The sequence below is a fragment of the Myroides sp. JBRI-B21084 genome, from assembly GCF_030545015.1.
In the GTDB taxonomy this organism is placed as follows: domain Bacteria; phylum Bacteroidota; class Bacteroidia; order Flavobacteriales; family Flavobacteriaceae; genus Flavobacterium.
This window is the reverse complement of record NZ_CP120653.1, coordinates 1,062,253-1,075,886: the sequence shown is the minus strand read 5'-3', so window position 1 is coordinate 1,075,886 and position 13,634 is coordinate 1,062,253. Positions and strand designations below refer to the sequence as shown.

The following is a 13,634-nucleotide window of genomic DNA, read 5'->3' as shown; positions in this document are numbered from 1 at the left end:
TTTTTAGTTTAAATTCATTGGAACTTCAATTAAAAGAAATTCACTATTTGTTGTTGTTTGTATGCTTATTTTATTGGTATCCCAAATACCAATTGCATCTCTGGTTTCTAATTTATGGCCATCAACTTCTAACGATCCATTTAATAAAAACAGATACAAACCATTGTTTTGTGCATCTTCTAAAAACACATCAAATGATTCGTTTCCTGAAAATTTAGCCATTTTAAACCAAGCATTTTGTTGCAATCTTAAGGTACCTTCGGCAGTATTTGGTTGTATTAATGTTTTTATTTCGTTGTTGTTCACAAAATATTCCATTTGTCCGTATCGTGGGGTAATATTCATTTTGTTTGGAATGATCCAAATTTGTAAAAATTTAACATCTTCGGTTGCACTTGCATTCATTTCGCTGTGAGTAACTCCAGTTCCTGCACTCATAATTTGTATCTCGCCTTTTTGAATGATTCCATTTGCACCTGTACTATCGTTATGAGCTAATTTACCTTCTAAAGGAATTGAAACGATTTCCATGTTTTCATGTGGATGCTTGCCAAAACCCATTCCTGCTTCAACAAAATCGTCGTTAAAAACACGTAAAGCTCCAAAATTTATTCGTTCAGGATTAAAATAACCTGCAAATGAAAAAGTGTGATGCGATTTTAACCAGCCGTGATTGGCATATCCACGAGTTGCTGATTTATGTAAGGTATATTGTGCCATTAAAATCCTTTTTTAAATTACAATGTAAAGGTAAAAAGGATCTTTTTAGTAGCTATTAATCTATGTTAAGAAGTAAATTTTTTTTTAATTTTGTTGCAACTTTTATTTTTTACGCAATAAATTACTTTTCATTTTACTAAAAAATTCAGGTGTAACTCCTATATAAGATGCAATGTATTTTTGGGGTAAACAATTAACAATTGTTGGATATTTTTGTAAAAATTTTTCGTATCGTTCTTCGGCAGTTAATGCCATTTTATCTAAAACACGTTGTTGATTTGCAATAAGGTTATTTTCGGTTAAAATTCTAAAAAAGCGTTCCAATTTAGGCACCTTTTCATACAACTGTTCAATATCACATTTTTGAAAAATAAAAACTTCACTATCTTCTAAAGTATCAACATATAAAATTGCAGGTTTGTTTGATAAGTAACTGTACATATCGGCCACCCACCAACCTGGAGTTGCAAAACTTAAAATATGAATAGTTCCGTTGTCATCTATTGTAAAACTTCGCAAAATACCTTTTAACACAAAATAGGTAAAATGGGCTTCATCTCCTGGCTTTATTAATACGCTTTTATTTTTAAACGAATTTTGTGTACAATATTTCAATATAATTTCTTCTTCTTCAGCATTTAGTGAAACGTGTTTAGCTATATTTTGTAACAATAAATTTTTCATAAAAAAAGTATTTCGCTTAATCTGTATAAAAATAAACAATTAACTATTAAAGTAACATATTTATTTAGTATCTTGTTGTAAAAATTTAAATCAGTATGTTAACATTTAAACAAATAAAAGTAGATGATGTAGTAAAAATGCGTCATAAAGTTTTAAAAATAGGTCAACCTGTTGAAACATGTTATTTTGATGGCGATTTAGATGAAGGAACAAAACATTTTGGTGCTTTTTTAAATAATAATTTAGTTGGTGCAGTTACCATGATGCTAAAAAAAACAAATACGTATAAAGCACATCCAGTTTACCGCCTTACAGGTTTATCTATTTTAGCAGAAAACCAAAACAACAATATAGGGAAACGTTTATTGCATTTTGCTGAAGATAACATATCAAAAAAAGGAACCGTTTTAATATGGTGTTTTGCACGTGATTATGCCGTACCTTTTTACAAAAAAAACGGGTATCAATTAAATGTACAACAAGTAGTAATTCCGCATATTGGTTCGCATAGAATTATGTTTAAATTTGTAAACAAAGAAGATTAACCAAAAAATTAATGAATAACTGGAAAAAAATTATTGTTAGCGTATTATGCTTCACGGCTTGTACTACTAACGAAATAAAAAAAGTACCAACAAACACCGAAAAAATATTTAAAATAGAAAATCTTTTGTTTTTTGGTAAAGCAATACATACGTATAATTTTTACGCAAACAATAATTTTAAAACAGTTTGGCAAGATAGCACCAACCGCTCACAATTAATTTCTGCTGTTATTGATAGTAGATTTGATGGTGTTTTACCTGAAAAATATCCAATTTCTAAACTTTTAAAAGCACATAGAAATTATAACTATTTAACAATTGAACAACTTAAAAATGCCGATTTAAACTTTACCGAAGTTTATTTTAAATTGGCTAAACAACTTACTTTAGGCAAAATTAACCCTAAAAAGTTACATGGCGACTGGGAACCTTATCAACCAACTATTAACTACGATTTGTTATTGAAAGAAGCTCTTGCCCAAGGTTCTGTTTATCAAACTATAGAAAACATGAAACCTTCAAGTGAAATGTATTTAAAATATAAAAATGCATTTGCTAAATATGTACCTATAAAAAATTTTGATACACTAACACATGAGGGTTTATTGCAGAAAAAAATTTGGGTAAATTTTGAACGCACCAAATGGTTACAACCTAACTTAGGCAAAAATTATGTGTGGATAAACTTACCAACTTTTAAATTAGAAGTGGTAGAAAACAATTCGGTAATTGATAGCCACAATGTTATTATTGGAAAAAAAACTAGAAAAACTCCAATTTTATCATCTGCTTTTAACGGTATTATTATAAACCCAACATGGACTGTTCCACCTACAATTCTTAAAAATGATTTAGTACCAAAAGCAACTGCTAATTTAGGCTATTTTGCTTCAAACAGATTAACTATTTACAACAAAAAAACGGGTAAACATGTGACCCCTAGTGAATGGAGTGCAGCAAATTACCAATCTTACAGATATGTACAAAAAACGGGAAGATTGAATGCTTTAGGTCAAATAAAATTCGATTTTCCAAATAAACACATGGTTTATTTACACGACACTAATAATAGAACGCAATTTAACGATTCAAACAGAGCGTTAAGTTCTGGATGTGTACGTGTTCACGATCCTTTTCGCTTAGCTGAAAGCATTTTTAAAATAGAAGAAAAAAACATTACAAAAGCCGATATTGATACTTTGGCTTTAAAAGAAAAAACCAAAAAAATTAACTTAAATAAAAAAGTAAACGTCCATCAGGTGTATTTTACCGCAGTTGTTACTGATTCGGGTAAAATACAAATCCTAAACGACGTTTACTCGTTAGATAATGTGTTATACAAAAAACTAATTCAATAATTTAGATTTTTCCAAATAATCTTTTTTATCGGCATGGTATATAAACAAACAACTATCGTCTTTAATTAAATTAATAATTTTAAAAGCAACATTTTCTGGCAACGCAGGGCAACCTAAACTTCTGCCCAAATACCCTTGGCTTTTACCTAAATTTTCATTTGCATAATCTGCCGCATGCATAACAATGTCACGTTCTCGGGCGTTGTGATTTATACCAACTTCTAAACCATCTAATCGTAATGATAAACCATGTTTACCATTGTACGTTTCACCTGTAGTGTAAAACCCTAAACTACTTTTATACGATTCTATTTCGTTAGAAAAATCAGTTGCAAACTCTTTTCCACTGTTTTTTCCGTGTGAAACTACAGTTTGGAATAAAATTTCATGATTTTTCATATCAATTACCCACATACGTCTTTCTGTAGACGATTTGGTAAAATCTAAAATCGTAAGAATTTCCTTTTTAATTTTGCCTTGTTCTTTTAGCTTATTGTATCCTTTAAAAGCGGCTTTAAAACTTTCTAATTCGGGTTTGTCGTAATTTTTTTCGTTAATATCTAAATATTCAGATAAAACCATTCGATCAAAAGTACTTAAATTACCAGACGATGCTGTTTTTAAGTTTGATTTGTTTACAGCTGCAATTTCTTTTGATTTAATTGTTGACGATTTTGTTACAACTGTAACCTTTTTTTTACCGTTTCCATTTCCATTATTGTCTCCGTTTGGGTTAATCGTTAAAGGTTTAAACGATAAAAATCCCAGCATCATAAAAGGCAAAATTTTCAACTTCATTTGTTCTTATAATTATTTTGTTTGTAATATGTAAACGTAAATATAGCAACTTTATTATGAATCAGACAATTAAACAACTTTAAAAATGAAACATTTAACATTTGATTGTGTTAAAATGTTAAAAAAATAAGCGCATTTGTAAAATTCTATAAGTAACTTTGACAAATATTTTAGCTTATAAAATGAATAAAAAAGTACTTTTAATGATATTAGATGGATGGGGAAATTCACCTGATCCAAAAGTTTCTGCAATAGATCACGCGCAAACACCTTTCATAGATCATTTATATAAAAAATATCCTTTTGCTCAATTACGCACCGATGGTTTAAATGTAGGTTTACCTAAGGGCCAAATGGGAAATTCCGAAGTTGGGCACATGAATTTAGGTGCTGGAAGAATTGTATACCAAGATTTAGCTAAAATTAATTTAGCTGTACAAAACAATACATTAAATTCCGAAATTGAACTGCAAAATGCGTTTAAATATGCAAAAAACAATAATAAAGCTGTTCACTTTTTAGGTTTAGTATCAGACGGTGGTGTTCACTCGCACATTAATCATTTATTTGGGTTACTAGATGCTGCCAACGAATTTGGTTTATCAAACGTTTTTGTACATGCTTTTACCGATGGTCGTGATGTTGATCCTAAATCTGGTGCAAACCACATTCAAGCTTTAGAAAATCACATGAAAACTTCAGGTGGAAAATTAGCATCAGTAATTGGTAGGTATTACGCAATGGATCGTGATAAACGTTGGGATAGGGTTCAAAAAGCATATAACTTATTAGTAAATGGTTTGGGCACATACTCACATAACGCATTTCATTCTATCACAGAAAATTATAATAATAATATTACCGACGAGTTTATTGAACCAATTGTAATGGTTGATACCAACAACAAACCTTTGGCAACAATTGAAAATGGTGATGTAGTAGTGTTTTTTAATTTTAGAACCGATAGAGGCAGACAATTAACCGAAGTGCTTTCCCAAACAAATTTACCTGACTTTGGAATGCACACACTTGATTTGTATTATGTTACCTTAACAAATTACGATGAAAATTATAAAAACGTAAAGGTAATTTATAATAAAGATAATATTACTAATACATTAGGTGAAGTACTTGAAACTGCTGGTAAAAAGCAAATTCGTATGGCTGAAACCGAAAAATACCCTCATGTAACATTCTTTTTTTCAGGCGGACGCGAAGAACCTTTTATTGGTGAAGAACGCATTTTATGTCCTTCTCCTAAAGTTGCAACATACGATTTAAAACCCGAAATGAGTGCCTACGAACTAAAAAATGCTTTAGTACCTGAATTGCAAAAACAAAATGCCGATTTTATTGTTCTTAATTTTGCAAATGGTGATATGGTAGGGCATACAGGTAGTATGCCTGCTGCAATTAAAGCTTGTGAAACAGTAGATATTTGCACAAAAGAAATTGTTGAAACTGCAATATTAAATAATTATTCAATAATTATTTTGGCCGATCATGGCAATTGTGAAACCATGATTAACGAAGACGGCAGCCCTAATACGGCACATACTACAAATCCGGTTCCGGTAATATTAATTGATAAAGATATTAAACAAATCAGTAACGGGGTTTTAGCAGATGTTGCTCCTACAGTTTTAAAATTATTGGGGGTTCATCAACCCGAAGTAATGACAGGAAAATCATTAATTTAAGTTTAAACTATTTAGTAAAAGTATATATTCAAGTCAAATTAAGTAAATTTGCAAAACAAAATTTTAACAAATGATTGTACTTAAAACAAGAGAAGAAATCGAAATAATGCGTCAAGCTGCTTTATTGGTTTCTAAAACTTTAGGAATGTTAGCAACCGAAATAAAACCAGGCGTTACTACATTACATTTAGATAAATTAGCAGAACAATACATACGTGATAATGGTGGTATTCCAGGTTTTTTAGGACTATATGGTTGTCCTTGTACCTTATTAACCAGTGTAAACGATCAAATTGTACATGGTTTACCAACAAATACTCCTTTACAAGACGGTGATGTTGTTTCTTGTGATTTAGGTGCTATTGTTAACGAATTTTATGGCGATCATTGTTATACTTTTGAAGTTGGAAATGTAGCCGATGAAACAAAAAAGCTATTACAAGTTACAAAAGAATCTCTTTATATAGGAATTAGCGAGTTTAAATTAGGTAACAGAGTTGAAGATGTAGGTAATGCGATACAACGATATGCAGAAAGCAACGGATATTCAGTAGTACGTGAATTAGTTGGACATGGCATCGGAAAAAAAATGCACGAAGGTCCAGAAATGCCAAATTATGGCAAAAAAGGGCGTGGAAAACTATTTCAGGAAGGAATGACAGTTGCAATTGAACCTATGATTAACATGGGTACAAAAAACATTAAACAATTAAAAGATGGTTGGACAATTGTAACACGCGATGGAAAACCTTCAGCACATTTTGAACACGATGTAGCAATTATCGATGGAAAACCAGAACTCCTTTCTACTTTTGCTTACATATACAAAGCTTTAGGTATTGAATCAAACGAAGAAGCTCCTTTCCGTCAAAATCCTTTAGTTCTATCATAAATGATAAAAAAAGCATTTAAAATTATTTTAAATATCATACCTCGCCCAATATTAATACGGGCGAGTTATTTTATTAAACCTTTTTTAATAGTTTTTTTAAAAGGTAATAAATTCACTGATCCTATTGATAATAAATCGTTTAGAACTTTTTTACCTTACGGATATGCAAACCAACGTGCAAATGTACTGTCTCCTAGTACATTTTCGTTAGAGCGTCATCGCTTACTTTGGTTGTATTTACAAAACGAAACTAATTTCTTTAAAGCTCCTCTTAAAGTATTGCATTTTGCACCCGAACAAGCCTTTTATAAGAAATTTAAAAATCAATCAAATTTAGATTATACTACTACCGATTTAAATTCACCACTAGCAGATGTAAAGGCCGATATTTGCAACTTACCTTTTCAAAGTAACATGTACGATGTTATCTTGTGTAATCACGTATTGGAACACATACCTAACGATACACTTGCAATGCAAGAATTATTTCGTGTATTAAAACCCGGTGGGTTTGCAATTTTACAAATCCCACAAGATTTAAACCGCGAACATACATTTGAAGACAACACCATAACCAACAAAAAAGAACGTACTAAAATATTTGGTCAGTACGATCATGTACGAATCTACGGACGCGATTACTTTAATAAATTACGATCTATAGGCTTTACAGTTGAAGAAATAGACTACACTAAAAAATTCACAAAGCAAGAAATTGAAAAATACAGCTTAGCAAAAAACGAAATTATTCCAGTTTGTTATAAAAATTAAAATCCAGCCCATTTCGGTTGGATTTTTTTATCCTAAGTTAAGTGTTTTACATTTGGGCAATCCCCTCCACTACGTTGCGGGTCGGGCTCTCGCGAGTCGCTTTTGTTTTTTAGCAAAAACAAATAGCTCCAACAAACGCTCCATCCCTATTGCAGATTGTTGATTGTATTCAATAGATTGTAAAAAAATCAGTGGTAATTAGTGCAATCTGTGGTAAAACAAAAAATCCTCATCATTACTGATGAGGATTTAAAAAAAGGCGACGACTTGACCAAAGGGACACGCCGCACCTATAAAAAAAGAAAACCCCAATCTTTTCAGATTGGGGTTTTACTAAAAAAAGGCGGCGACATACTCTCCCACATTAAAATGCAGTACCATCTGCGCTATCGGGCTTAACTTCTCTGTTCGGAATGGGAAGAGGTGAGCCCCGATGCTATAACCACCTTAAGCTTTTGGTTTATTACACTTGTAACAAACTATTTTGTTAACATATTTTCGATACTTTTTGTAGATTATTTCAAGTTTAGTCTTAATACTAAATTCTCAATATTATTTTTATAAAGCAATTCCTAGAGCACATAAGCTTACGGGCTATTAGTACTACTTGACTATGACATTACTGCCTTTACATCTGTAGCCTATCAACGTTGTCATCTTCAACGACCCTTTAAAGAAATCTCATCTTGTGGTGGGTTTCGCGCTTATATGCTTTCAGCGCTTATCCCTTCCCAACGTAGCTACTCAGCGATGCACCTGGCGGCACAACTGATACACCAGAGGTTAGTCCAATTCGGTCCTCTCGTACTAGAATCAGATCCACTCAAATTTCTTGCGCCCACAGTAGATAGAGACCGAACTGTCTCACGACGTTCTGAACCCAGCTCGCGTGCCACTTTAATGGGCGAACAGCCCAACCCTTGGGACCTTCTCCAGCCCCAGGATGTGACGAGCCGACATCGAGGTGCCAAACCCCCCCGTCGATATGAGCTCTTGGGGGAGATCAGCCTGTTATCCCCGGCGTACCTTTTATCCTTTGAGCGATGGCCCTTCCATGCGGAACCACCGGATCACTATGCTCTACTTTCGTACCTGATCGACTTGTTAGTCTCGCAGTCAAGCTCCCTTTTGCCATTGCACTCTACGCACGGTTACCAAGCGTGCTGAGGGAACCTTTAGAAGCCTCCGTTACTCTTTTGGAGGCGACCACCCCAGTCAAACTACCCACCAAGCAATGTCCTCAACATGTATCGAGTTAGATCTCAGATAAGCAAAGGGTGGTATTTCAACAATGACTCCACAACGCCTAGCGACGCCATTTCATAGTCTCCCACCTATCCTACACATCACTTATCCAAGAACAATACTAAGCTATAGTAAAGGTGCACAGGGTCTTTTCGTCCCACTGCGGGTAATCGGCATCTTCACCGATACTACAATTTCACCGAGCTCATGGCTGAGACAGTGTCCAGATCGTTACACCATTCGTGCAGGTCGGAACTTACCCGACAAGGAATTTCGCTACCTTAGGACCGTTATAGTTACGGCCGCCGTTTACTGGGGCTTCAATTCAATGCTTCTCCGAAGATAACATCTCCTCTTAACCTTCCAGCACCGGGCAGGTGTCAGGCCCTATACTTCATCTTACGATTTGGCAGAGCCCTGTGTTTTTGATAAACAGTCGCCTGGACCTTTTCACTGCGGCCAGCATTGCTGCTGGCGACCTTTCTCCCGAAGTTACAGGTCTATTTTGCCTAATTCCTTAGCCATGAATCTCTCGAGCACCTGAGGATACTCTCCTCGACCACCTGTGTCGGTTTGCGGTACGGGTTGTAATAATCTAAGTTTAGAAGCTTTTCTTGACAGCCTTTAGGTACACTATCACTTTGCCCGAAGGCTCCGTGTACTATCGCATTTCTCCAAGTTCGACGCATTTTACTATCAAACCTATAGGTACGTGCTTTAACGAACTATTCCGTCAGTTCGCGGTACTTTCACCACTGCGTCACTCCATCACAACTATTACAAGTACGGGAATATTAACCCGTTGGCCATCGACGTCCCCCTTCGGGTGTGCCTTAGGTCCCGACTAACCCACAGCTGATTAGCATAGCTGTGGAAACCTTGGTCTTACGGTGTGCGGGTTTCTCGCCCGCATTATCGTTACTTATGCCTACATTTTCTTTTCTAAACAGTCCAGCAATTCTCACAAATCACCTTCTACCCAGTTTAGAATGCTCCCCTACCACTTGTATTTACATACAAATCCATAGCTTCGGTAGTATACTTATGCCCGATTATTATCCATGCTCGATCGCTCGACTAGTGAGCTGTTACGCACTCTTTAAATGAATGGCTGCTTCCAAGCCAACATCCTAGCTGTCGGGGCAATCAAACCGCGTTTTTTCAACTTAGCATACATTTGGGGACCTTAGCTGATGGTCTGGGTTCTTTCCCTCTCGGACATGGACCTTAGCACCCATGCCCTCACTGCTGTAAATCATTTATTAGCATTCGGAGTTTGTCAGGAATTGGTAGGCGGTGAAGCCCCCGCATCCAATCAGTAGCTCTACCTCTAATAAACTATATCAGCGCTGCACCTAAATGCATTTCGGGGAGTACGAGCTATTTCCGAGTTTGATTGGCCTTTCACCCCTACCCACAGGTCATCCGAAGACTTTTCAACGTCAACCGGTTCGGTCCTCCATTTGGTGTTACCCAAACTTCAACCTGCCCATGGGTAGATCACACGGTTTCGCGTCTACCACTACTGACTATAGCGCCCTATTCAGACTCGCTTTCGCTTCGGCTGCGTAACTTAATTACTTAACCTTGCCAGCAACGGTAACTCGTAGGCTCATTATGCAAAAGGCACGCCGTCACCCAACGAATGGGCTCCGACCGCTTGTAGGCGTATGGTTTCAGGTTCTATTTCACTCCGTTATTCACGGTTCTTTTCACCTTTCCCTCACGGTACTGGTTCACTATCGGTCTCTCAGGAGTATTTAGCCTTGGCGGATGGTCCCGCCGGTTTCAATCAAGGTTTCACGTGCCCCGACCTACTCAGGATACCACTATCTAATACTTCACTTACCTATACGGGACTATCACCCTCTACGGTTCATCTTTCCAGATGATTCTAATTCGCTTAGCTTAAAATGTCGTGGTCCTACAACCCCAAAATTGCCGTAACAACTTTGGTTTGGGCTTCTGCGCGTTCGCTCGCCACTACTTACGCAATCACTTTTGTTTTCTTCTCCTCCGCCTACTTAGATGTTTCAGTTCAGCGGGTTTGCTCACCTATCGGTGTACTATGTCTTCAACATAGTGGGTTGCCCCATTCGGATATCTGCGGATCAATTCGTATGTGCCAATCCCCGCAGCTTTTCGCAGCTTATCACGTCCTTCGTCGCCTCTGAGAGCCTAGGCATTCCCCATACGCCCTTATTTTGCTTATTGTGCTCTACTTTAATCCCTAAAGATTAAATGTGCTTTATATTATTTCTAATATTATTCTACTTTTTAAATGTATCTCAATATGTCAATGAACTTTTTTCGCTTGATGCGAATTGTGGAGAATATCGGAGTCGAACCGATGACCTCCTGCGTGCAAGGCAGGCGCTCTAGCCAGCTGAGCTAATCCCCCATTCTTTTAGCTTTCAGTTATCAGCCGTTAGCTTTCAGCGGATTGTTGATAACTCAACTTCTAAAATTTCCTTTTATGGTATTTTTCACAGCTTTTTAATTCGTAATTTTCTATTTCGTAATTAAAAGTAGTCCCGGGCAGACTCGAACTGCCGACCCCTACATTATCAGTGTAGTACTCTAACCAGCTGAGCTACGAGACTCTGTAATTTTTTACCTTTTTTTTGAACTAACAGTTAAGAGTAAGAGATTTTTAAACCATCTCTAGAAAGGAGGTGTTCCAGCCGCACCTTCCGGTACGGCTACCTTGTTACGACTTAGCCCTAGTTACCAGTTTTACCCTAGGCAGCTCCTTGCGGTCACCGACTTCAGGTACCCCCAGCTTCCATGGCTTGACGGGCGGTGTGTACAAGGCCCGGGAACGTATTCACCGGATCATGGCTGATATCCGATTACTAGCGATTCCAGCTTCACGGAGTCGAGTTGCAGACTCCGATCCGAACTGTGACCGGCTTTATAGATTCGCTCCCTATCGCTAGGTGGCTGCTCTCTGTACCGGCCATTGTAGCACGTGTGTGGCCCAGGACGTAAGGGCCGTGATGATTTGACGTCATCCCCACCTTCCTCACAGTTTACACTGGCAGTCTTGCTAGAGTTCCCGACATTACTCGCTGGCAACTAACAACAGGGGTTGCGCTCGTTATAGGACTTAACCTGACACCTCACGGCACGAGCTGACGACAACCATGCAGCACCTTGTAAATTGTCCGAAGAAATATCTGTTTCCAAATACGTCAATCTACATTTAAGCCCTGGTAAGGTTCCTCGCGTATCATCGAATTAAACCACATGCTCCACCGCTTGTGCGGGCCCCCGTCAATTCCTTTGAGTTTCAGGCTTGCGCCCGTACTCCCCAGGTGGGATACTTATCACTTTCGCTTAGCCACTCAGTCCGAAAACCAAACAGCTAGTATCCATCGTTTACGGCGTGGACTACCAGGGTATCTAATCCTGTTCGCTACCCACGCTTTCGTCCATCAGCGTCAATCGTTGGTTAGTAACCTGCCTTCGCAATTGGTATTCCATGTAATATCTAAGCATTTCACCGCTACACTACATATTCTAGTTACTTCACCAAAATTCAAGCCCTACAGTATCAATGGCAATTTTTTGGTTAAGCCAAAAACTTTCACCGCTGACTTATAAGGCCGCCTACGGACCCTTTAAACCCAATGATTCCGGATAACGCTTGGATCCTCCGTATTACCGCGGCTGCTGGCACGGAGTTAGCCGATCCTTATTCTTACAGTACCGTCAAGTTCCCTCGCAAGGGAGTGTTTCTTCCTGTACAAAAGCAGTTTACAATCCATAGGACCGTCTTCCTGCACGCGGCATGGCTGGTTCAGACTTGCGTCCATTGACCAATATTCCTCACTGCTGCCTCCCGTAGGAGTCTGGTCCGTGTCTCAGTACCAGTGTGGGGGATCTCCCTCTCAGGACCCCTACCCATCATCGTCTTGGTGTGCCGTTACCACACCAACTAACTAATGGGACGCATGCTCATCTTATACCAATAAATCTTTAATATCTGAATGATGCCATTCCTATATCCTATAAGGTATTAATCCAAATTTCTCTGGGCTATCCCTTAGTATAAGGTAGATTGCATACGCGTTACGCACCCGTGCGCCGGTCTCAAGGAAGCAAGCTTCCTCTACCCCTCGACTTGCATGTGTTAGGCCTGCCGCTAGCGTTCATCCTGAGCCAGGATCAAACTCTTCATCGTATGTTTTTTATATTTTTTGATGTGTCGTTTAAAAACGTAATCTCTTACGCTCTTACTCTTTTTTTTCTGTTAATCCAATATGTCTATGAACTTGTCTCTTCTTCTGTCGCTTTGTTTCTTAAAGCGGTTGCAAAAGTAGTAACTTTTTCTAATCTACCAAAACTTTTTTAGTTTTTTTTGAAAAAGTTTTTTTTGTGGGCGATAAGGGATTCGAACCCCTGACCCCCTCGGTGTAAACGAGGTGCTCTGAACCAGCTGAGCTAATCGCCCCTATTTTGTTTTTTGAACGGATTGCAAAGATAACAACCTTTTGTAATACCATCCAAATTTATTTTTTACTTTTTTTTCTAGGAACGTGTTGCTTGCTGTGCTGCTAAGCGGGTGCAAATATACCACCCTTTTTTTGGCTTTTGCAAACTTTTTGCAAATGTTTTTTTAGTTTTTTTATAACCTACTTAATTGTAGTAATTTACGAATTATGAATTTTGAATTACAATTGTTGTTGGCGTGTTTTTACTAAATAAAACATACTTACTATATGTAATATTACTTTGCCTGTTCGCTTCGCTCGGGGCTTTTGGTTTTGAAAATTTTTATTTTTTTACAACAGTTTACACTCATTGGCACGGATTTTATATTTACAGTAAAGTGTTTTATAGTAAAACAGTCTTCATACATGTGTATAGAGGCTGTTGGTTTTTATTGCTTATTGCACGGGCAAGATGCCCGCGCCAG

8 protein-coding genes, 3 tRNA genes and 3 rRNA genes are annotated in these 13,634 nt (G+C 37.2%); 5 read left to right on the top strand and 9 right to left on the bottom strand.

Features of this window, described 5'->3' with window-relative positions:
* Positions 1–3 precede the first annotated feature (3 nt).
* Together P3875_RS05260 and P3875_RS05255 are read right to left on the bottom strand one after the other, a co-directional pair.
* The gene (locus P3875_RS05260; protein ID WP_303445234.1) at positions 4–720 is read right to left on the bottom strand and encodes a pirin family protein; all 717 of its coding nucleotides are present in this window, start codon (positions 718–720) and stop codon (positions 4–6) included.
* 102 nt (positions 721–822) lie between these two features.
* The gene (locus P3875_RS05255; protein ID WP_303445233.1) at positions 823–1,404 is read right to left on the bottom strand and encodes a Crp/Fnr family transcriptional regulator; all 582 of its coding nucleotides are present in this window, start codon (positions 1,402–1,404) and stop codon (positions 823–825) included.
* A gap of 95 nt (positions 1,405–1,499) precedes the next feature.
* On the opposite strand from P3875_RS05255, the gene P3875_RS05250 reads away from it, so the two are divergent.
* Entirely contained in the window at positions 1,500–1,949 is a 450-nt protein-coding gene (locus tag P3875_RS05250; RefSeq protein WP_303445232.1) for a GNAT family N-acetyltransferase, read from the top strand.
* Positions 1,950–1,960: 11 nt separating this feature from the next.
* Positions 1,961–3,307: a L,D-transpeptidase family protein gene (locus P3875_RS05245; protein WP_303445231.1), complete on the top strand. Its 1,347-nt coding sequence runs from the start codon at positions 1,961–1,963 to the stop codon at positions 3,305–3,307.
* On the opposite strand, the gene P3875_RS05240 is transcribed toward P3875_RS05245, so the two are convergent.
* Positions 3,296–4,105, bottom strand: a complete 810-nt coding sequence (locus P3875_RS05240; RefSeq protein WP_303445230.1) for a murein L,D-transpeptidase catalytic domain family protein — start codon at positions 4,103–4,105, stop codon at positions 3,296–3,298. The genes P3875_RS05245 and P3875_RS05240 overlap by 12 nt on opposite strands.
* Before the next feature lie 182 nt (positions 4,106–4,287).
* Here P3875_RS05240 and gpmI point away from each other — a divergent pair, with 182 nt between their 5' ends.
* From gpmI to P3875_RS05225, 3 genes are all read left to right on the top strand, one after another.
* Positions 4,288–5,805, top strand: a complete 1,518-nt coding sequence (gene gpmI / locus P3875_RS05235; protein ID WP_303445228.1) for a 2,3-bisphosphoglycerate-independent phosphoglycerate mutase — start codon at positions 4,288–4,290, stop codon at positions 5,803–5,805.
* Positions 5,806–5,875: 70 nt separating this feature from the next.
* Positions 5,876–6,697, top strand: coding sequence for a type I methionyl aminopeptidase (gene map / locus P3875_RS05230; RefSeq protein ID WP_303445227.1), 822 nt, complete (start codon positions 5,876–5,878; stop codon positions 6,695–6,697).
* A gap of 3 nt (positions 6,698–6,700) precedes the next feature.
* A complete protein-coding gene (locus tag P3875_RS05225) occupies positions 6,701–7,468 on the top strand; it encodes a class I SAM-dependent methyltransferase (protein ID WP_303445420.1) in 768 nt (255 codons plus the stop codon).
* A gap of 338 nt (positions 7,469–7,806) precedes the next feature.
* On the opposite strand, the gene rrf is transcribed toward P3875_RS05225, so the two are convergent.
* The 6 genes from rrf to P3875_RS05195 form a co-directional block, all read right to left on the bottom strand.
* A 5S ribosomal RNA gene (gene rrf, locus P3875_RS05220) occupies positions 7,807–7,918 on the bottom strand.
* A gap of 126 nt (positions 7,919–8,044) precedes the next feature.
* Positions 8,045–10,927: ribosomal RNA gene (locus P3875_RS05215) — 23S ribosomal RNA — on the bottom strand.
* 113 nt (positions 10,928–11,040) lie between these two features.
* Positions 11,041–11,114: transfer RNA gene (locus tag P3875_RS05210), tRNA-Ala, on the bottom strand.
* A gap of 128 nt (positions 11,115–11,242) precedes the next feature.
* Positions 11,243–11,316: transfer RNA gene (locus P3875_RS05205), tRNA-Ile, on the bottom strand.
* A 65-nt stretch (positions 11,317–11,381) separates the two neighbouring features.
* A 16S ribosomal RNA gene (locus P3875_RS05200) occupies positions 11,382–12,899 on the bottom strand.
* The 16S, 23S and 5S rRNA genes sit together here with 3 tRNA genes alongside, the layout of an rRNA operon.
* Before the next feature lie 195 nt (positions 12,900–13,094).
* Positions 13,095–13,169, bottom strand: a tRNA-Val gene (locus P3875_RS05195).
* Between the last annotated feature and the right edge of the window lie 465 nt (positions 13,170–13,634).

Excerpts from the sequence above, each read along its gene's own strand:
- P3875_RS05250 (WP_303445232.1), top strand. The coding sequence starts at position 1,500 with ATGTTAACATTTAAACAAATAAAAGTAGATGATGTAGTAAAAATGCGT.
- P3875_RS05260 (WP_303445234.1), bottom strand. The coding sequence starts at position 720 with ATGGCACAATATACCTTACATAAATCAGCAACTCGTGGATATGCCAAT.
- map (WP_303445227.1), top strand. The coding sequence starts at position 5,876 with ATGATTGTACTTAAAACAAGAGAAGAAATCGAAATAATGCGTCAAGCT.
- gpmI (WP_303445228.1), top strand. The coding sequence starts at position 4,288 with ATGAATAAAAAAGTACTTTTAATGATATTAGATGGATGGGGAAATTCA.
- P3875_RS05255 (WP_303445233.1), bottom strand. The coding sequence starts at position 1,404 with ATGAAAAATTTATTGTTACAAAATATAGCTAAACACGTTTCACTAAAT.
- P3875_RS05245 (WP_303445231.1), top strand. The coding sequence starts at position 1,961 with ATGAATAACTGGAAAAAAATTATTGTTAGCGTATTATGCTTCACGGCT.
- P3875_RS05240 (WP_303445230.1), bottom strand. The coding sequence starts at position 4,105 with ATGAAGTTGAAAATTTTGCCTTTTATGATGCTGGGATTTTTATCGTTT.